Genomic DNA, 20049 nt, shown 5'->3' with positions numbered 1-20049 from the left:
TAACTTTCGTTTATTCACATCAATTCAGCTCAATGTGGATAACTTCAGAGGCGTTGTTTCGTCGAGCGTTCCAATCGGTTTCATCGCTTGCTCCGGTTTGATCGACCGTTTGGTCGTGGTTGACTCATACCGACTCGACATGAGAAACGAAGATGTTTCCCACCCTTGTTGTTCCGGGATCGTTTCAGTTTCCTTCGATTCTCCGGTCCGTTCGTCTGATCTGGTTGCCTTGTTGAGATTTGCCCCACGCCGGTTCATTCAAAACGTGGGCTGCTAGGCCGTTCCGGCTTACCTATCCGTCGTGGTTCGTCTTGTCTTATCCCGTTCATTGTGGTCTTCTGGACATCGAATGCGGGGCGATATCGAGTTTGGTGTGTCCAGCTTCGGAGAGGTGTTTGGGTAAAACGTTTGATTCTCGAGTTTGGTGTGGGGAAAACGCCTTCTCTCCCAATCCGGACACACCAAACTCGAATTCCGCCCTGTCGGAGAGCGAGGAGAGCGGGGCGTGGGTTATTTGCCGCGGTGCGCTTCGTGTTGGGCTCGGGCGCGGGCCAAGGCGCGATGGGTCAGGTCTCTCGTCGAACCGGCGCCGTCGCCCTTGACTCCGAACAGCACGAGCACCACCATGCACAACACCAGGAAGGCGCTGATGCGCAGCGCCCACTGCACGCCGAAGATGTTCGCGGCCGCATAGGTTTCCGCGCCGCCGCCCAACGCCGCGTGGCGCATGTCGGTGAACGTCTCCATAAGAATCACCAGCACGGGCGCGCCCACGGCACCCGCGATCTGCCTCGCCGTATTGGTCACGGCCGACCCGGCCGACACCTCCGAAGGCTCCAGGCAGTTCAACGACCATGTGGTGATGGGCATCAGCACGAAGCCCATGCCGATCTGCCGCACGAACTGCCAGATCGACACCCACCAGATCCACGAATCCGCGCTGACGGTGCTCATCATGGCGGTTCCGAACAGCAGGGTGATCGATCCGATGAGCGCCACCGGCCGCGCGCCGAGCCGGTCGAGCGTTTTGCCGCCGAGAAACTGCGAGATGGCCTGTCCGAGTGCGCCGGGCAGCATGATGAGGCCGCTCATGGTGGCCGAATACCCGCGGTCGTCTTGAATGTACAACGGCATGATCACCATGATCGAGCTGAACGCGAAGAACGACAGCGACGCGCACAGCGTGCCGATGGTGAACGACCGGTTCCTCAGCACGCCCAAATCCAGCAGGGGAGGCTGGGTGGCTTTGGCCCGTGCGATGGCTTCGGCGCTTGGAGCCGTGCCTGTGCCGTCATCGACTGCGACGCCCATTTTGGCGCGCGCCACGAACCGCGCCGCCTCGTTGAAGCGCCGCGCCCCACGCACCTGCCGCAGTACGAACCATACGATGCCACCCAATCCGATGATCATGGGCGCCCACACCATCGGATGCGCGACGTCGTAGGATTCGATGTTCGTGAATCCGAACATCAGCCCGCCGAATCCGAAGATCGACAGTCCCACGGAGAAGAAGTCCGCTTTGGCGTTCTTGTCGTTCGCGCCGAAGTTGCGCAGCCACAGCGTGGCCACGATCAGCGAGACGCCGCCGATGATGGTGAGCGTCAGGAAGATGGAGCGCCAGCCGTTCATATCGGTCTGCCACCCGCCGATGGTCGGTCCGATGGCGGGGGCCACGCTCATGGCCATGCCGACCGTGCCCATGGCCATGCCGCGCCGCGACAGCGGATAGATGGAGAAGACGGTGATCTGCAGGACCGGCCACATCACGCCGGTGCCGACCGCTTCGAGCAGTCGCCCGAACAGCACGAGCGCGAAGGAGGATCCAAGCCACGCCAGCAGCGAGCCGATGGTGAACACCGCCATGGACGCGATGACGATCTGGCGGGTGGAGAACCGCCGGGTGAGAAACGCGGTCAGCGGCACCATCACGCCCATCACGAGCTGGAAGATGGAGGTGAGCCACTGCCCGGTGGTCACGGAGATGCCGAATTCGGAGACGATGGTCGGCAGGGCGGCGCTCAACTGCAATTGCGTGAAGTTGCCGACGAAGGTGATGAATGTAAGTATGGCGATGGAGATGAAGGCGGCCTTCGTAAGGTGTCCGTTCCTATACGAATCCTCTTGGGTCAGCACGGTGTTGCTGCGTGTTGTGCTTATGGCTCCGGCCATTCGTTCTGCATCTTCTTCCTGCCGTCGGCGCGCCCCGTCTAGGCTTGCGGCGACGCGAACACTTTACGCCCACCTGTGCCCATCCGTCCGGTTTCCGTCCGATTCCGTTCGAGGGTTTCGGTCCGGTTCCGTTTAGTCTCGCCCGATGATTTCGTTTGACTTCGCCCCATCCATCGTGCGGGCCGATGTTTGCGTGGATTGTTGCCTGGTTTGTTGTTCTTGGAATGGATGTTCCGATAGTTGATGTCAGATCATCCACGCTGAGGGATATGCAAACGCCAACAGTTCTAATCCGTGCAACGGTCTGCTCACAATGGCTCCAGTCTCGTCCTTTTCAAGTGTATATCCGACTACCGTGTCTCGTGCGCTGCTTCTGGAAAGGCATTGTTGCGATGGATAGGCTGTCGTGCCGCACCGTTATGCAGGGAGGGATTGGCCGTAATGGCTGGTCCAGTTTCACTTGAGAATTTATCAAATCGTAATTTGACAAATCGTGATTTGACAAATTGTGATTTGATACATGTCATTCATAGGTTGCGTGGCCGAAGTCACCTTTATATGGCCGCGCGACCGGAATGCTGCAAGTTGCAGCCCATACCGTATTTGGACACCGTGCGATTTTTCCCGACTACAGCGCGCGGGATAACGCGCTCGCGGAGTTTGGATGGCCTGTCACTCCTGCGCATCGATCATTTGCATACAAGAGACTCGTAAGTATGCAAATAACATACTTACGAGTAGGATACTTATAAGTATGCTATTTGCATGATTGATTGAAGGAAGGTCTTGCATGTTTGTCGGACGCACTGATGAATTGAATGCATTGAACTCCATGTTCAAGCGAAATCGATTCGAAATGGCGGTGATTTACGGACGTCGTCGTATTGGCAAGACCGCTCTGATTGATGAATTCGTCAAAGACAAAAGAGTGTTGTATTTCACCGCTCTGCAACGCAGTAATATCGTGAACCTTCGTCGGTTCACCACAGTTGTGGCCGGGTTTTTCAACTATGAATCATTACCTCCGTTCGAGGATTGGTCCGCAGCGTTGTCGTTTGTGGTTCGGCAGTCCCAAGACATGGAGGATCGTTTCGTTTTTGTGTTTGACGAGTTCCCCTACGCTGCGATGATGGATGATAATCTTCCGTCAGAATTGCAGATCGCCATCGATCATGGATTCAAAGACTCCAATATCATGATGATTCTCTCCGGCAGCAACGAAGGCTTCATGGAAAGCGAGGTGTTGGGCTACAAGAGTCCGCTGTACGGCAGACGCACAGCCCAGATTCAGTTGCAGCCATTGGATTACCGTACCGCCGCTGAATTCCTTCCCGATGCCGCCCCGGAAGAATTGGTGAATACGTACGCTGCGTTTGGCGGAACGCCATACTATTTGGCGCAGCTGGATCCGCAGGCTGATTTTGAGAGCAACGTGCTCAATCTATGTTTCAACCAGCTTGGCTTGCTGCGTGAGGAGCCGTCCATGCTGTTGCGTGAGGAGTTGCGTGAGCCGGCTTTGTATTATTCCGTGCTTCAGGCGATTGCGGGCGGAAGCACTACGCCGAAGATTATTGCAGAACATTCCGGGGTGGGAGAGCATGGGATTGGCAAGTATCTGAAAACTCTTGAGAGCCTAGGCCTGGTGGAGCGCAAAGTGCCGTTCGGCGAGAGTCCGGAGAAGTCTCGCAGAGGTTTGTATTCCATCAAAGATCCGTTTTTCGCGTACTGGTACCGGTTCGTGAGTCCCGCGCTTGACGCGATTGACAACAAGGCTGGTGAGCGTGTGATTCGTCAGCTTGCGTTCGGTGATGCGTTTTCCACGTATGTGGGGCAGCAGTTTGAGACGCTGTGCATGCAGTGGCTCGTTCGTGTGAATGTGGAAGGAGAGCGGATGCCTTTCCTCGCTACTCGATTCGGCAAATGGTGGGGTAATGATCCGCGTAAACGTGAGCAGACGGATATTGATGTGGTGCTTGCGAATCGACAATCGAAAGAGATTTTGCTGGGCGAATGCAAATGGCGAAACACCTTCAACGAAACCGAAGCCGTTGAGTCATTACTGGCACGGGAAGGACTTATCTCCGGCTACGACACCACGTATTTCATGTTCTTCAGCAAGGTTGAAGTCTCCGAAGCGACGCGCAGCAAATACGCGGGCAAGGTCGAGTTCCTTTCAGTCCAAGACCTTTACCGCTAGCCATCACATCTGTCTAGACCTGTGTGCGTACGATACTCACGAGTATCATACGCACACAGGTCTAATGAGGTATGCAAAAGAAAAGGCCGGGATTGATTCCCGACCGAAAGCTGAAATGAACGAACGAGAAAGCGTCGAAGCTTCGAAACGCCAATAGCCGCTCCGCCCGCGATCAGTATGATCCGGTGCCTCTGAGCACCGCCATCACCGTCTTGCACAGCAGGGCGATGTCGCCGGTGATGGACCACGTCTGGATGTAGGAGACGTCTGCGAATTCGGATTGCTCCTTCGTGAGGTCGCTTCGCCCGGAGACCTGCCATGGGCCGGTGATGCCCGGTTTGACGAGCAGTCGGGTGGAGTAGAGCGTCCCGTAGCGGGCGACTTCCTCGGGCAGCGGCGGGCGTGGTCCGACCAGGCTCATATCGCCTTTGAACACGTTGAAGAACTGCGGGAACTCGTCCAGCGATGTTTTGCGAATGAACTTGCCGATCTTCGTGACTCGCGGATCGTCCTTGAGCTTGAAGATGAAGCGGTCCTCCATGCCGTTCTCCTTGGCGAGCCGCGCTTTGATCTCGTCCGCGTCGGTGCGCATGGAACGGAACTTGTACATGGTGAACGGTTTTCCGTAGATACCAATGCGCTGCTGCGAGTAGAACACGGGGCCGCCGTCTTCCTGCTTCACTTTGAACGCCACCCACAGCATGATCGGCGAGCTGATGATCAGCGCGAAGGACGACAGCACGATGTCGAACAGACGTTTGATGATGCGGGTCGTCTGCGAATACTGCGGCAGCCGGGCGGTGAGCACCGGCATGGTCGGGTCGTTGCGCAGATGCAGCAGGGATCCGCCTAGGTCCGCGACCGAGGTGGTGAACGCCAGTTCGATGCCCATGGATTCCACTGCGAGTGAGAGCGTGCGCATGGTCTCCGACTCGCGCGTCAGCACGTCGGCGATGAGCACCGACGAAGCGCCAAGCTGCTTCGCCGTCTGCGGCAGATGCGAGTTGAGGGCGAGCACGCGCAGCCGCGCCTCTTCCTCGTCCCGCGGTGTGAAAGGCACCGATACGAGATGCTGTGCTGCCGTTGGGCCGCCGTCGTCGACGCTGTCCAGAGCGACCGGGCATACCGCGATGGGCTTGTATCCGATGCCGGTGCTTTTGCGTAGGCGCGTGATTGTGGTATGGATTCCCTCGGGAGACCCGATAAGGATGGTGGGATAGTTGTATTCGCCTTGTTTGCGGTTGCGGTGCAGCGCCATCCGCATGCACCAGCGTTCCACCAGAGTGAACAACGTGGCCAGTATGGGCACGAACACGTTCAGAGACCGCGGAAGGTCGAGTTTGAACAGGTATGCCGCCGTGCACAGGATGATGAAGTATGCGAATCCCGCGCTGATGATTTTGCTGTAGAGCGTGTATCCCTCGCCCATGAGATGCCGCTCGTAGCAGTGCATCGCGGCGAGACTCGCGAGCCAGGAGAGGCACGTCAGCACCAGGAACACCATCAGGTTGCTGATCGGATAGTTGTGGCTGTGCAGAAGATAGTCGTAGGTCTCCCGGTTGAGCAGGAACATCATGGCCGATGCGAGCAGCGGCATGATTGCGTCGAGCACCGCCAGCGTGGCGGTGTAGACGTATCGCCATTGCGGCACGGAATAACCTTTGATGCGGCTTTCTTTGCCTTCGTCGTTCGGTTGTGGAATCCCTTTAGTGTTGACCGAAAAATACGAGCCATCGAAGAACGTGGCAGGCGCCGGTTCGCGCGAGTTGATTGTTCCCCCGGTTCGCCTGCGTGACGCCGCACTACGGCCCACCCCATACTCTGACTGCGTCATCGGTGTCTGAGAGTTCCTTCGTTTTGCCTAGTTCCCTATGTTCAAGATACAGAGTATACCCCCTTAGTGTGACTAAGCCATGTTAGACGCGCGAATAATAATGTGGACGTTTTTCGCTTAATACATGGGTTTTTGGTCATCTTTGCAGCTGCCGCTGGGGATATTTGACACCACCCGTTCTTTCTGTTATGGAAGGGGGTGCGGATTTTGATTCCGACGCGCCCACAAGGGGTGGCTGCCAACCGCATCTTTGCGGAAAGGGGAGCTGATCTCTGGAACACGGAATATGGTGGGGTCCGCTTGGTGCTGTTGTGACCGTCGTCCGCATAGGCGCGATTGTCATGGGCGATGCGTGTCGGACCATCCTTTCCATGGATTTCGCCCAGGATTGGGTGGAGAGCCTGATGCCGGGCGAGCGTGGAGAATCTGCTTGTTCACCTGATTCATCAGCCATGATGCTGATAGCGGTCAGTGTTGCAATACTTGAAGGAAAAGACGCTGAGATGCTTTGAGGGTTTGTGTTCTTCCTCGTTGCCGAGGGTGAATCAATTATCATTGCGCCTTATGCTGTTTGGGGAGCGAATTAGGCGCTTGTAGATCGAAGCGGTCCCGTCGATGAATAGGGCCGCTTCGATCGTTAGGGACTGCGCGGCAACTGGTTGGACGCGAGAGTCGCCTGAGGCTGGTGCCGCTGAAGTAATTATTCGCTGACTTTGCGGCGGCCGCGACGTTTGGTGACGCTGGCTTCGGCATCTGCGACGTTGAAGACGATGGCTTTGCTGTCGGGCATGTTCACGCCGTTGATCACGCGCTGGTCGATTTCATTCTCGCTGGGGTTGCTCAGCGTGAAGAACTTGGCGACCGCTTCGAGCACGGCGGGCGTCTTGATACTCACGGAGCCGGTCTGCTTGCCGTCGCTCTTGCTGAACTTGATGGCGTTCGCGTCCTTGGCAGTGCACGCCTGGATGGCGATCTGCTGGTCCTTCTCGTTGACCAGCACCCTCACATACGCGGGATATCCGAGCTCGACGGCGGTGGCCTTGTTGAAACGGATCACGGAATCCGTGATGGTCATCGTCGACTTTCCGGTGGGAACCACGAGCTCCACGGCTTTAAATCCCTGCAATGCTTTCATATAAATACCTCCATATTTATCGGCGTCTACAACATAATAACCTAAGGCAATAATTTGATTTAATGTGTTGTCTTTTCCTTATTGAATCAGAGACATCCTATTGAGTAAAAGACTGAGATTAATACTTGCAAACCTGTGGCTAATGTCTTGTCGTCGCCGTGTGTTCCGTTTGGATAAAAAATCGGGTGGCGGAAAGTCTCAGTGTGAGTGTTCCAACGATCGTTGCGGCATTGTGTCTCTCCCGAATGAACTCGAATAGTGAGTCGACTCAAATTAGGGCCACGTTTACGAAGGGGTTATTGGATGCGGCGGCGCGGATGGCTGATCGCATCGTTGATGCATCCCCGGTTTCGCAGTGATTCATTGATTCATGCGGTGATGAGTGAGGGTGGGATGATTAACACAAGGGGTAACCCCATCGGCTATAGTGTTGAACCGATGTGATGTCCCCTTTTGGGGTAGGTCTTTGGGTGGCGTTTGAAGATGCCGCGCAAGGAATTGCTTGGAGGAGGCATCCCGGGATTGTATCTCGAAAAGAAGCATGTGAGCAGTGCTTAAGTGCGAATGCATGGGAGAAGCGGCGGCGGCTCGGAGGAAAAGAGGAGACATGGGTGTGAATGCTGAGTGGACACGGAAGGCTGCGGATGATCGTGTCGATTCTCCCCGATCGGTCGAACAGCTGATCGACATCCGGCAACAGCAGCTGTCTCATGTGCTGTACTGGCGTTTTTATGTGAATCTGGCGCTTATGCTGGTCGACGCGGCCATGTTCATCATCGCTGGTGCCACCGTGCTGCTTGTGTTGGGGCAGCCCAATTCTTTTATGTCGTACCAGTTCGGCTTCCGTGTGAATGTGACTGTGTATATGTGCATCGCCGCGGCGTTGTACGTGCTATGCCTGCAGAAGTCAGGCATTTATCACCGCCATGTGATGGGTGATGGCTACCAGATCAACACACTGCTGTTCAAAGGCGCGGTGGAGTGCTGGGTGCTGTTGTGCGCCTTGAATTTTGCGCTGAACTTGGACTTGTGGTTGAGCACGCTGACCTACATGCTCGCCGCCGCTTGGCTGCTGACCGTGCTCTCTCGTGCCGTCTCCCGTGTGTTCATCACCCGTGGGCGCCGCAAAGGCGAGTATGCGTATGGAACCGTGGTGGTCGGTTCCCCTGAGGGCATCGGGCGTACGTTGAAATTTCTGGCACGCCGCCAGCAGCTGAACTATCGTCCGGTGGCCGTATGCCCGATTCGTTTTAACAAGGCAGAGGGGCGGATCGAGCGCGAGACGAATCTCGACACCCTGAATGATGAGATGGCGGCCAACTGGGGTTCCGCGTTACCGGTGCTGGAATACGATGATTATCATCTGGCCGAGCGCATGGTGGACATGCATGCGCAGACGGTGATGATCTCCGACGTGTTCAAGCGATACTCCGACAACTACAACATCTTCTCCGTGCGTATGGAGTCGCTTGGCCTTGAGGTGGCGATGGTGGCTTCCGTCGCCGACACCAGCGGCCATGAGATCACGATTCGTTCGATTCAAGGCACCACGATCATCACGCAGCGACTGGCTCAGTATTCGCCCGCGAACCGCATCGTCAAGCGTGTGTTTGATCTGGTGGTGAGCTCTTTGGCGATTGTCTGTTCGCTGATTGTCACCGTACCTGTGGCGATCGCCATCAAGCTGACGGACGGCGGTCCCGTGTTTTACACGCAGACGCGTATCGGCCTGCGCGGCAAGCCTTTCCAGATGATCAAGTTCCGCTCCATGGTGACCAATGCGGACGAGCTGAAGGCGAAGCTCGCCGAGGAGACCGGGCAGGAGGATCGCTTCATTTTCAAGATGAAGGATGACCCGCGCATCACCAAGGTAGGCAAATTCATTCGCCGCTTCTCGATTGACGAGTTGCCGCAGTTCCTCAACGTGTTCAAGGGGGATATGTCTGTGGTGGGGCCCCGCCCGCCGCTGCCTGAGGAATACGCCCGCTACAATCGCCTGTACGCCACCCGTATGCTCGTCAAGCCGGGCATCACCGGCCCATGGCAGGTTTCCGGCCGCTCCGACCTTTCCGCTGAGGAAAGTGAGTCGCTGGATGTGAGCTATGTGCAGAACTGGAGCGTGCTGGGCGACATCGTGCTCATGCTGCGCACGGTCGGTGCGGTTCTGGGGCATAAGGGCGCGTACTAAGAGGCGGGAGTTCCTCTGCGATTTGCGTCGCCGGTGATGTGGTATGACGTGATTCTGCCGGAGGTCGTCCGATAAGGTGGGTTTGTTCGACTACCTGTACCCAGTTGGAACACACTTGGGTTTCCGACTGGCATCGAGCGCGATGGCAGGAACGTAGACGATGACAACGCCCCACAATAGGCGATGCGAGCAATGCCGATTTTATGATGCTTGGGAGGGCAATGGAGTCTTTCGAGGCGCTTACACACCCCAATGCGAGGAGCCTTGTCTCCTCGACGCTGTCTGACATAGGCTGTGAGCGATTACAGGAAACTTGCCATATAGGCGGGAACACAGGTGATGGCTCCGTCTTTGCGAAGGTCCTTGGCATGCACGAGATATTGCTTGTCGATGCGTGAATGGAACTTGGCGGCGAAAGCATCCAGCGAAGCGTGCGTCCGGTAGTTTGATGACTTGACCTCGACGGGGCAGATTTTCTTCCCGTCAGACACGATGAAGTCGATTTCGTAATTGCGGTTCGCTCCATCCTTGGGCCAGGTGTGGTAGAAAAGCCGTTTGCCACGAGAAGTGAGTTCCTGCGCGACGATATTTTCGTAGAGCATTCCCAAATTCGCGGATAATTGGTCGGATAAAAGCTTTGTATAAATGGTGTTGTCGGTGAAGGCTGCGTCTTTGAACGCGAGCGTTACGAACAAGCCCGTGTCCGCCAGATACAGTTTGAACTTCTCCAAGCCGATGTTTGATGACAGTCCCACGTTCGGATCGTCTGCGTGATAGGCGGCAAGCACCGTTTTTGAATCGCGAAGCTGCGCGATTTCTTCGAGGATGTCTTTGGCTCGATGATTCGCAAGGACTGTCGACACCTGATAGCGTGATGATTTCTTAGCGAGCTGCGCGGGTATGGCATCGAAAAGCATGGATAATGTGCCCGAAGGACTGATCTTGTGGAGGTCCTTTTCGTACAAATCGATGATTGTGCGCTTGACCGTATCAACATCCATCAGGTTATTGGTCTGCAGATACGCGTCGACGGCTTGAGGCATTCCTCCGACAAGCATATATAGGCGAAAATCGCGCATGAGCTTGCGGTTAAGCTGATCTCCTGATGGTGTTCGAGAATTAAACGCTTCGTGCAATAACGGAATCGTGCTCGTGTCTCCGCGAGCCCAAGTGAATTCCTCGTAATCCATAGGGCGCATCTGCACTCGCTGTTCTTCGCTGGGAATCAGGATGTTCCGGGTGTTTTTGCGAATCGAGATGAGTGAGCCGGTTTCGATGTAGTCATATCGGCCATCTTTGACGAGTTTCTTAATCGCTTGCCGAGCCGGCGGGCACAGCTGCACCTCGTCGAAGATGATGAGCGAATCTCTCTCGAAAAGCTTGGTCGCGTAGCGGAGCTGCAGTTGTAGGAAAAGATAGTTGAGGTCGGAGATGTCATCGAAAAGCGCGCGGACATCACGCGGTACTTCTGCGAAATCGATGAGGATATGGCTGCGGTACTCTTTTTGGGCGAATTCTTCCGCAACGGTCGATTTGCCGACGCGCCGTGCGCCTTCGATGAGCAGCGCAGTCCTGCCGTTGGATTGGGTTTTCCAATCAAGCAATACGTTGTATATCTTTCTTGAGAACATGATGGCATTCCCATTTCCGCACTTTGTGCAATCGTCTTTTCCTGCATTTTCGCACTTCAGCGGCTTCGTTCTACACTGGTGATGACCGCGACATCGAGGAACGCTACGTCAGCGGCCGCCTGATTCCCAACCGTTTGAGGATGAGCGGTAGGGGAGTGACGGGCAGTCTCCAGATGTATGCAGTCCATGGTCTAGATTGCTTTAGATTTGGCTAGAAAGACTGGGCTGGCGACGTGACTATGCCGTGACTGTCCCCGCTTTCGCGTCCTCACGGAAAGAGGTCGTTATCAATGAAGGGGTGCTGTTGTAACGCGGAAAACATGCCGCAATACCCTTTTCAATGATGTTATGGATGCGTCGGATGGGCACGGCGGAGTCCCGCGCGAACGCGATGAGTTGTTCGATCCGTTCATGCCGGTCGGGTCGATGAACCTGGGGCCGACTGTGGCGCGTGACTCGTCGTCGAGGCGTTGATACCCTCCCTGCGAAGGCATGGGATTGTAAGCATATATTGATGATGTGCTTTCCGATTATGATGGGGTACCCCCCTCGTGCTTAGATATGAGACGTGTGCTCTGCGCGGCAGTCAGAGTCAAGGGAGGATAGCCAGTTGAGTATCGCCGATATTTTGCAGATGATCAAAAAGCATTGGATTGTGGGCTTGGCTGTATTGGTGGTCTCGCTTGCCGTCACTGTGTGTGTGGTACAGACCACGGTGCCCGAATACAGTGCGTCCGTGACGGCCGTCACCAATGCGCAGTCCGCGGCTGCTGACGGCTCGACGAGTGATTCACGTATGGGAGTCGTCTCGCGTGTGGCCACTTCCTCGGCTGTGCTGGAGCCGGTGATCGATGAGCTGGACCTTGACACGTCGGTTGATGCTATGGCCTCATCGGTAAGCGCCTCAGTGGATGCCAGCGGCCTGATGACCGTCACCGCGACCAGTTCTGATTCGCAGCAAGCCGCGGATATCGCCAATGCCGTTTATGACAGTCTCGTGCAGCAAATCGAGGACGACAGCTTCGCCAGCAATGAGACGGGATTGTTCAATGGTCTGCAGTTCTCCGTCATCGAGCGGGCCGTGGCTCCGAGCTCTCCGGTATCTCCGAACAAGCCCCGTCTGATATTCATGGGAACCTTGGCTGGTCTGGTGCTGGCCTTGGTGGTGATCGTCGTCATTGACGTATCCGACAAACGTGTGCGAGATACCGCTGATATACAGCGGATTCTGTATTCCCCCGTCATCAGCTCGGTGCCGAAGTCGGATACGTTCAGGGGAACGGCGCCAGCGGTTATCTCCGATCCCTCCAGCAAGGCCGCCGAAGACATTCGTCGCTTGGCCTTGAACCTCGATTTCATCGTTCCGGACAAAACGGATATGTCGAATGTGATTGTTGTGGCGTCTTCTGACGCGTCTGAGGGTAAGACCACGATCGCTGTGAATTTGGCTGCCGCCATTGCGGAAAGAGGCCGTACTGTTTTGCTGATCGACACGGACCTGCGCAAGCCTTCCATGGCCGGGGTATTGGGGATTAACGGCAAGGTGGGGCTTGCCCATGTGCTTGCCAGGCAGGCTAAACTCGATGAGGCCATTCAGCAGTATTGGAAACCTACTTTTCATGTCATGCCCGCAGGGGAGCAGCAAGCCAATCCCTCTATTCTGATCAATTCCAAGGCCATGAATATGCTTTTGCACGCGGCCGCCAAGCAGTACGACAACGTTATTGTGGATTCCACTCCGATGAGTGTGGCCAATGATTCTGCCGTATTCGCCAAGGAAGGCGGAACGTTGCTGATGGTGGTGGGCCAAGGCGTGGCTCAGAAAAAGACCTTGAAGGCCTCTGCCGAAGAGTTCGAACTGGTCGGAGTGAAGCCTGCCGGCGCTGTGGTCGATATGGTCAAGGAACAGCGCGGAAAAGGGGACTACTATTACTCAGACAAGGCGGCAAAGCATTCCTCGCAGGGAACGTCCGAGAAGTCACATGAGCCGACCGAGAAGGCCGAGCAGTGAACAAACACCGCCTGTTGCTCATCATTGAATCGATGGGCGGCTCCAGCCGTCATGTGGTTGATTTGGTGAATGGACTCGACCCGGAACTGTTTGATATCGCGTTGGTGTATGGCACATCGCGTGTGGATGAGTATTTCGCTGCTGCCCTACCTGGCATGGCTAAGCGGGCGAGGCTGATTCCCTGTGACGATTTGGTGCGCCCGATCAGTCCCCAACACGAGCTTCGTGCCCTAAGATTCGTCAAGCGCGTAATCCGAGAGTTCAAGCCGGGCATCGTGCATTGCCACAGTTCCAAAGCGGGTATTATCGGTCGTCTCACCGCCAAACAGTGCGGAGTGCGTAAGGTGTTCTACACGCCGCACGCCTATTCCTTCCAAGCTCCTGAATTCTCAGGGAAGAAACGCATGGTGTTTGTCGGGTTGGAACGATGGTTCTCCCGCCACGCCACCACGCTGACCTTCAATGTGAGCGAGGGCGAACGGCGGGCCGCGCTGGCCGAGCGGCTGGATAATCCGAGCAAGTTCGAAACCGTGTACAACGGCGTCCGTGATATCGTCATGCCGTCCCGTGCGGAGGCGCTGGATGTGTTGGGGCTTGGCCAAACCATTCCGGCGGATGCTCCCGTGGTGGGAGTGACCGCCAGACTGGTGGAGCAGAAGGATCCGATGACTTCCATTGCCGTGGCCGCGAAAGTGATTGAACGTCGGCCGGACACGCACGTCATCTACGTGGGGGACGGCCCCTATGAGGAACGAATGCGCGGTTTCGCCGCCGAGCATGGCGTTGAGGCCAATGTGCACCTGCTTGGTTATAGGCCGGATGCCGAACGTATCGTCGGCGCATTCGACGTGTACCTGCTCACATCCCTGTATGAGGGCATGCCGTATTCGCTGGTGGAGGCGTTGCGCGCCGGTGTTCCGATCGCCGCGACCGATGTGACCGGCAACGACGAGGTGGTGGAGCCTCATCATAACGGCTTGCTGTTCCCCATAGGAGACGCTGAAGCCGGCGCGGACGCCGTGTTGGAGCTGTTGGACCGTCGAATTCCGTCTGAACAAGTGCGCCAGACCTATCTCGACCGATTCACGTTGGAACGTATGTTACGTAGGATCACGGAGGCATATCTGCGATGATCGTCATCAAACTTTGGTACCGCATCACCGGACTGATGCTCAAGCTGTTCTACAAACTTGTGTACGGGCACCACTTCACCTGGGGAAGCGGCTTCCACATGCGCAAGGGCTTCCAAGCTACGGTGGAGAACGGCGCGCGGATTCAGCTTGGCGACAATGTGTTCTTCAACAACGGCTGCGGTCTGCATGCGCGTGCGGGCATCACCATCGGTTCGGAGACGATTTTCGGCGAGAATGTGCACATCTATGATCACAATCACCGTTTCGCGGACCCCTCGCTCGCCATCAAAGACCAAGGCTATGCCGAGGCGCCGGTGACCATCGGACGGCATTGTTGGATCGGCAGCAATGTGACCATCCTCAAAGGCTCGACCATCGGCGACAACACCGTGATCGGCGCCGGCTGCGTGATCAGCGGCGATGTGCCCGCCGATTCCGTGGTGAAGCTCGATCAGGAACTGTCCGTCAGCGCCATCCGCCGGGAGAATGTGGTTTCGGCACCGGGCAGCAACGTGCAGGAGCACAATACAGACGGTGATTCGGCAAGCGGGGAATCCCACGAGGGAGATAAGCCGATGCGAGTGCTTGTGCTTGACACCGTGATGGACCGCGGTGGTGCCGAAACGATGATGATGAACTATCTGCGCCACTTCGACCGCAGTAAAGTGACCTACGACTTCCTCGTCAACCGTGAATACGAGGCCGCCTATGAGCCGGAGATCAAGCAACTCGGCGGACGCATCTACCGCATGTGCCCGATGTATCCGCAGTACTTCGGCAAGTACAAGCAGCAGATTCGCGCATTCCTCAGGGCTCATCCGGAATACCGCATCATCCACTCCAACCTCGAGGAGCGCAGCTACTTCGGCCTGAAGGAGGCCAAAAAGCTCGACGTGCCGGTGCGTATCGCGCACGCGCACAACCGCCCTGTGGGATTCGACCTCAAATCGATTTTCCGCGAATACTTCCGTTTGCGCCTGCCGTCCGTGACGACCCACATGTTCGCCTGTGGGCAGGAAGCCGGTGATTGGCTGTTCGGTGAGAAGAACCGAGACAAGGTGGTCCAGCAGCGCAACGCGATCGATACCAGCCTCTACCGCTATGATGCGGATGTGGCTCGTGTGGTGCGTGAGGAATTCGGCGTCACCAGCGACAGCACGTTCGTGATGGGGCACGTGGGCCGGTTCTTCCCCCAGAAGAACCACACCTTCCTGATCGACATCTTCAAGGCCGTTCATGACCAGAACCCAGATTCCGTGCTTTGGCTGGTGGGTGGAGGCGAACTGAACGACGAGCTCAAGAACCAGATCCGCTCCAAGGTGGATCAACTGGGGTTGCATAACGCTGTGCGATTCCTTGGCGTGCGCGAGGACGTGAACCGCATTATGCAAGGTATGGACGCCTTTGTACTCCCCAGCCTGTTTGAAGGATTGCCCGTCACCATGATCGAGGCGCAGGCGTCCGGACTGCCGTGCACCATCTCCGACCGGGTTCCCGCCCAATGCGACATCATCGCCAATACACAAATTGTGCCGTTGGACGCCACGCCGGATGAATGGGCGAAGGGAATTCTGGCACAGCGCAACAATCCTAACGTTGCTGACCGTGCACAAGGCGCGGACCTTGTTGCCAATGCCGGTTTTGATATCGTGCAGAATGCCGTATGGCTGCAGGATTTCTACTGCGCTGAGCTGAACAAAGCAGAGCATGCAGACCAAGAGGTATGCCGATGAGTGACGTTCGCGCACGCCACATGCATGGACAGCCGTTAGACCGGCGACAATTGCGTGTGCTCAGAACCCGATGGGAAACGCGCAACAAGAACGCGCTGCTTGCCTGCATTCTGCCGGTGATGATCATCGCCAAATGCATGGTGGCGTTCTTCTTGCCGGATAAGTATTTCTACGACAACAACCGCATCCTTGGCATGGTAAATGCCACACTGGGCTTGCAAGATAGTAGTGGCATGCAGGAGTGGGAAGGCAGCTATCGCGTTGCATCGGATCTGTTTGCCTCATTGAACTTTCCTCGGTTGAGCACTATGCTCGACTGGTCGCTGTGCTTGGGAGTGCTTCTCACCGCGCTTGCCGCAGTGCTAATCATGCACGCGGATGCGCCGGATCTCTTACAGTCGTTATTCATTCTCGCCACTGTGGGATTGCTGAACATCTATATCTTCACCATCGGCAAGGATGTTATCCAGTTTGCATTCTTCTTTGGCGTGTATTTGGTGCTGATACTGCCAATCAACAGTTCGACATTGAAAATACTGTTGAGCGCAGGCGTGCTGTATTACGAAAGTACGTTCTTTCGCGAGTATTACATTCTGATTGCCGCACTTGTTCTGGCGGTATATGCAGTGTTGCAGTTTTTTCGCTGTCGCAGTGAGTTGCATGTGGGCTCTGTATTATTGATTGTTGTTATCTTATTAGGCTTGATTTATATAATGCTGGCAGTAGCTAGCCGTATTATGCCTGACGAATATGATCAAGTGCTCAGTCTGCGCGCAGGATACGATGAGGCGTTTGACGGTAACACGGACTCATCCACATTCATCCAGAATTGGGTTGCAGGAGAAGGTCTTCCTATATTCATGGTGAATTACGTGATCAATGCGTTCCGAATGATGATTCCTATTGAACTTGCCATGCGTGGTGCTTATTATCTACCTTTTTTCGTGTTTCAGACGTTGGTAACGTTTTATTTAGTGAATCTGCTTCGACAGATTAATCGAATCAAAGATCCTGTGCTGTTTCTGGCCTTGTGTGTGTTTTTGGGTTATGTACTTGCGTCTTTTATTTTCGAGCCAGACTTTGGCTCGTGGACCAGACACGAGGCAGCTACCTTCCCAGTGCTCTTGTTACTGGTGCTAAATCGTTATCAGCGGGTTCCCCTGACTTCGCGAGAACATGAGTTTGCAAAGGAATAAGCTATGACCCGTGCGAACACACTGATTGCTACTGATTGCAGACAATACTTGGGACGTGACGGTAGTCATCTGAAATTGCGTTTGGAGCAGCAAGGATTCCGCTACACGTCCGTGCTACGTAAGGCACAAGCTTGTCCGCGAGGTGTGCTGCATTACTGGTATCGTTTCCGACTTTTACGCTTGTCGATAAAGACAGGCTTCCAAATTGGGTATGGCGCGACTATTGGCGCTGGCCTATTTATCGGGCATCGAGGCACTGTAATTGTGAATGGCGAAGCTCGCCTCGGAAGCAACGTCAACCTCAGCCCCGGCGTGGTGATCGGGCAGGAGAACCGGGGAAGCAATGTGGGCGTTCCTCATCTTGGCAATCGTGTCTGGATTGGATCGAACGCGGTGCTCGTCGGTGGCATTCGTATTGGGAATGATGTTCTGATCGCCCCTAACGCGTATGTGAATTTCGACGTGCCTGATCACAGCATTGTAATAGGCAACCCCGCGCGGATAATTCATCGTGACAATGCCACAGCAGGATACTGCCACAATCTGGTCGAGAACCTTGTGCCGGATGAGGATTATTCTGTTGCTGTTGGGGGGCGCAGATGAGTGTCCATATCGGTTTCTTTTCCGGTGACATCAGCCGTTCCGGTGGAACGGAAAACGTCGGCATTATGATTGCCAATGCCCTTGCAGACATTGAAGATTACCGGATTTCTTTCATCAGTCTGTTCGAGGAATCGGATCAACCGTTCTTCGCCATCGACCGGCATATCAATCGGTTCACGATATACGCCGAGCCCACACATGGCATCCAGCATTACTTCGATACCTGCTTGAGGTTGAAACGCATTGTTTTGGAACAGCATATTGATGTTCTGGTGGATATCGATGGCATTCTCGACATGTATTCATTGTTCGTAAAGAAGTTGACCGGCGTGAAGGTCATCTCTTGGGAGCACTTCAACTATTTACAGAATCCCGGAGTGCCGTACCGCAAGCTTACCCGTCGTTGGGCTGCGCGTTCCGCAGACGCCATTGTCACGTTGACCAAAGCGGACAAAGCATTGTACGAACAGCACCTCAAACTGAAGTGCCCTGTAGCTGCCATTCCAAATCCGATGACGAAACCAGATCCGGAACCGGTGTACGACCAGGAATCCAAACTCATCCTCAGCTCCGGACGCCTGACCTACCAGAAGGGTTTTGACATGCTGGTAGATGTGGCCTCGCAGGTATTGCCTGCCCATCCTGATTGGCACTGGTCCATTCTTGGAGAAGGCGAGGATCGACCGATGTTGGAGCGGAAAATACAAGAGGCCGGCATCGGTGACCAGCTCACGCTTGAGGGACGTGTGAGTGATATGGACACATGGTACCGGAAAGCCGCCATGTTCGTGATGACCTCACGATTTGAGGGATTACCTATGGTGTTGTTGGAGGCTAAAGCGTACAAGTTGCCGATAGTGAGCTTCGATTGTCCGACCGGGCCGAACGAAGTGATGATGGACAATGTGAACGGCAGACTTGCGCCATGCTTCGACGTTCCTTCTTTGAGCGAATCCATTGCTGCGCTGATGAACGATGCCTCGCTACGTCGGGACATGTCGCAGCATGCGCAGGATGATGTTGAAACATTCGAACTGAGGTCGATACAAACGCAGTGGAGGCAGCTGTTGGAGAGTGTGGTAAGGAAAAGGAGTTGACGAGCATGGAACAACAGGGTGAGAAGCCTGTAGTGTCGGTTATCGTACCTGTGTATGGTGTTGAACAATATTTGGAGAAATCCGTATCGAGTATCGTCGATCAGACGTATCAGGCGTTGGACATTGTTCTGGTGGATGATGGATCACCGGATAACTGTCCGGCGCTGTGCGATGCATGGGCAGAACGTGATAATCGTATTCGAGTAGTCCACAAGGTTAACGGTGGCTTGGGCTCTGCAAGAAATGCTGGCCTGGATATCGCGTACGGAACATATGTGTGTTTCATTGACAGCGATGACTATATCGAGCCCGACATGATTGAAACAATGACAAGACAAGCATTGTCTCACCAAGCGCAGATGGTGATTTGCGGCACTATCAATGAACGTTATGACTGTGGTAAGTACTCTCTGCTGGGGACAAACACCATGACGTTCGCGGCGACTGAGTGTAATGATGAAGTTAAGTCGCTGATACCGACACTGATGCAGTCGAGCTACTGTATTCCCGCGTGGAACAAGCTGTACTGGAAAGCGTTCCTTGATGAATGTAAAGCGCGTTTTGACGAGACTGTGAATGTAGGCGAGGACTCATTGTTCAACGTATCCTTGTATACGAATCTTGACAGGCTTGTCTGCATTCCGGATGCAGCCTACCACTATATATCGCGGTCTGGCAGCCTATGCAATCGGTTTAATCCTCGTTGGTTCATTGATCGCCGCAAGCTCTATGCGCATGAAAGGGTTTTGCTCCGTGATTGGAGCGACCAAGCGCTGAATTTGTTCGCTAATGAGTTTGTATTTCAGACAGGTGTGATTCTGAGTTTTCTTTATGAGGATTGTTCTAAGGAGACGAAACGCCTTCGTCGAGCGATGATCCAAACCATCGCAGACGACGAACTGGTGAAACAGGTATGCCGCGAAATACAGACTGCCGGCTTGCGCAATGAGATTACCAAGAGAGTTCTGGATACGAATAATCCGTTAATACTGTCTGCATATGGATGGGCTGTCGCATTTGTGAAACGGATACGTGGAGGAAGATAATGATCGCAAAACACCACGTCGATTCGATTTGGCAATGGGGTATCGAAGGCGTATTACGCGCATCTCATGGCTCAGA

The 20049-nt window shown here is 55.0% G+C and carries 14 protein-coding genes; 10 read left to right on the top strand and 4 right to left on the bottom strand.

The window, feature by feature from the left end; genetic code table 11:
• Positions 1–510 precede the first annotated feature (510 nt).
• Entirely contained in the window at positions 511–2169 is a 1659-nt protein-coding gene (locus BL8807_RS02070) for an MDR family MFS transporter (protein ID WP_072723495.1), read from the bottom strand.
• A gap of 790 nt (positions 2170–2959) precedes the next feature.
• Here BL8807_RS02070 and BL8807_RS02065 point away from each other — a divergent pair.
• Complete coding sequence (locus BL8807_RS02065) at positions 2960–4366, top strand: ATP-binding protein (protein WP_072723497.1); 1407 nt, start codon at positions 2960–2962, stop codon at positions 4364–4366.
• 172 nt (positions 4367–4538) lie between these two features.
• On the opposite strand, the gene BL8807_RS02060 is transcribed toward BL8807_RS02065, so the two are convergent.
• Positions 4539–6200, bottom strand: a complete 1662-nt coding sequence (locus tag BL8807_RS02060; RefSeq protein WP_072723498.1) for a sugar transferase — start codon at positions 6198–6200, stop codon at positions 4539–4541.
• A 311-nt stretch (positions 6201–6511) separates the two neighbouring features.
• On the opposite strand from BL8807_RS02060, the gene BL8807_RS02055 reads away from it, so the two are divergent.
• Positions 6512–6712: a hypothetical protein gene (locus tag BL8807_RS02055; protein WP_143249046.1), complete on the top strand. Its 201-nt coding sequence runs from the start codon at positions 6512–6514 to the stop codon at positions 6710–6712.
• Between the two features lie 188 nt (positions 6713–6900).
• Here BL8807_RS02055 and BL8807_RS02050 read toward each other — a convergent pair whose 3' ends face one another.
• Positions 6901–7335, bottom strand: a complete 435-nt coding sequence (locus BL8807_RS02050; protein ID WP_072723499.1) for a hypothetical protein — start codon at positions 7333–7335, stop codon at positions 6901–6903.
• 607 nt (positions 7336–7942) lie between these two features.
• Between BL8807_RS02050 and BL8807_RS02045 the strand changes: the two genes are divergently transcribed.
• Positions 7943–9523, top strand: a complete 1581-nt coding sequence (locus tag BL8807_RS02045) for a sugar transferase (RefSeq protein WP_072723500.1) — start codon at positions 7943–7945, stop codon at positions 9521–9523.
• 302 nt (positions 9524–9825) lie between these two features.
• Here BL8807_RS02045 and BL8807_RS02040 read toward each other — a convergent pair whose 3' ends face one another.
• Complete coding sequence (locus tag BL8807_RS02040) at positions 9826–11154, bottom strand: ATP-binding protein (protein ID WP_072723502.1); 1329 nt, start codon at positions 11152–11154, stop codon at positions 9826–9828.
• Positions 11155–11764: 610 nt separating this feature from the next.
• Here BL8807_RS02040 and BL8807_RS02035 point away from each other — a divergent pair.
• The 7 genes from BL8807_RS02035 to BL8807_RS02000 are packed head-to-tail and all read left to right on the top strand — an operon-like array spanning position 11765 to position 19973.
• A complete protein-coding gene (locus tag BL8807_RS02035; RefSeq protein ID WP_072723503.1) occupies positions 11765–13165 on the top strand; it encodes a tyrosine-protein kinase domain-containing protein in 1401 nt (466 codons plus the stop codon).
• The gene (locus tag BL8807_RS02030) at positions 13162–14298 is read left to right on the top strand and encodes a glycosyltransferase family 4 protein (protein WP_226847416.1); all 1137 of its coding nucleotides are present in this window, start codon (positions 13162–13164) and stop codon (positions 14296–14298) included. Before BL8807_RS02035 ends, BL8807_RS02030 begins: the two co-directional genes overlap by 4 nt.
• Positions 14295–16031, top strand: a complete 1737-nt coding sequence (locus tag BL8807_RS02020) for a glycosyltransferase (RefSeq protein ID WP_226847414.1) — start codon at positions 14295–14297, stop codon at positions 16029–16031. Before BL8807_RS02030 ends, BL8807_RS02020 begins: the two co-directional genes overlap by 4 nt.
• Positions 16028–17227 carry a hypothetical protein gene (locus BL8807_RS02015; protein ID WP_072723504.1) on the top strand — a complete coding sequence of 400 codons (1200 nt, stop codon included), beginning with the start codon at positions 16028–16030 and terminating at the stop codon, positions 17225–17227. Before BL8807_RS02020 ends, BL8807_RS02015 begins: the two co-directional genes overlap by 4 nt.
• A gap of 3 nt (positions 17228–17230) precedes the next feature.
• A complete protein-coding gene (locus BL8807_RS02010; RefSeq protein WP_072723506.1) occupies positions 17231–17830 on the top strand; it encodes a serine O-acetyltransferase in 600 nt (199 codons plus the stop codon).
• Positions 17827–18927 (top strand): glycosyltransferase family 4 protein, encoded by a 1101-nt coding sequence (locus BL8807_RS02005; RefSeq protein ID WP_072723508.1) that lies wholly within the window; start codon positions 17827–17829, stop codon positions 18925–18927. The genes BL8807_RS02010 and BL8807_RS02005 overlap by 4 nt, the downstream gene beginning before the upstream one ends.
• Positions 18928–18932: 5 nt before the next feature.
• Positions 18933–19973, top strand: coding sequence for a glycosyltransferase family 2 protein (locus BL8807_RS02000; protein WP_072723509.1), 1041 nt, complete (start codon positions 18933–18935; stop codon positions 19971–19973).
• Positions 19974–20049: the final 76 nt, after the last annotated feature.

It is taken from the genome of Bifidobacterium lemurum, assembly GCF_014898175.1.
GTDB lineage: Bacteria > Actinomycetota > Actinomycetes > Actinomycetales > Bifidobacteriaceae > Bifidobacterium > Bifidobacterium lemurum.
This window is presented reverse-complemented; position numbering and strand designations above follow the sequence as displayed.

Excerpts from the sequence above, each read along its gene's own strand:
- BL8807_RS02060 (WP_072723498.1), bottom strand. The coding sequence starts at position 6,200 with ATGACGCAGTCAGAGTATGGGGTGGGCCGTAGTGCGGCGTCACGCAGG.
- BL8807_RS02045 (WP_072723500.1), top strand. The coding sequence starts at position 7,943 with ATGGGTGTGAATGCTGAGTGGACACGGAAGGCTGCGGATGATCGTGTC.
- BL8807_RS02020 (WP_226847414.1), top strand. The coding sequence starts at position 14,295 with ATGATCGTCATCAAACTTTGGTACCGCATCACCGGACTGATGCTCAAG.
- BL8807_RS02050 (WP_072723499.1), bottom strand. The coding sequence starts at position 7,335 with ATGAAAGCATTGCAGGGATTTAAAGCCGTGGAGCTCGTGGTTCCCACC.
- BL8807_RS02015 (WP_072723504.1), top strand. The coding sequence starts at position 16,028 with ATGAGTGACGTTCGCGCACGCCACATGCATGGACAGCCGTTAGACCGG.
- BL8807_RS02040 (WP_072723502.1), bottom strand. The coding sequence starts at position 11,154 with ATGTTCTCAAGAAAGATATACAACGTATTGCTTGATTGGAAAACCCAA.
- BL8807_RS02005 (WP_072723508.1), top strand. The coding sequence starts at position 17,827 with ATGAGTGTCCATATCGGTTTCTTTTCCGGTGACATCAGCCGTTCCGGT.
- BL8807_RS02000 (WP_072723509.1), top strand. The coding sequence starts at position 18,933 with ATGGAACAACAGGGTGAGAAGCCTGTAGTGTCGGTTATCGTACCTGTG.
- BL8807_RS02065 (WP_072723497.1), top strand. The coding sequence starts at position 2,960 with ATGTTTGTCGGACGCACTGATGAATTGAATGCATTGAACTCCATGTTC.
- BL8807_RS02010 (WP_072723506.1), top strand. The coding sequence starts at position 17,231 with ATGACCCGTGCGAACACACTGATTGCTACTGATTGCAGACAATACTTG.
- BL8807_RS02070 (WP_072723495.1), bottom strand. The coding sequence starts at position 2,169 with ATGGCCGGAGCCATAAGCACAACACGCAGCAACACCGTGCTGACCCAA.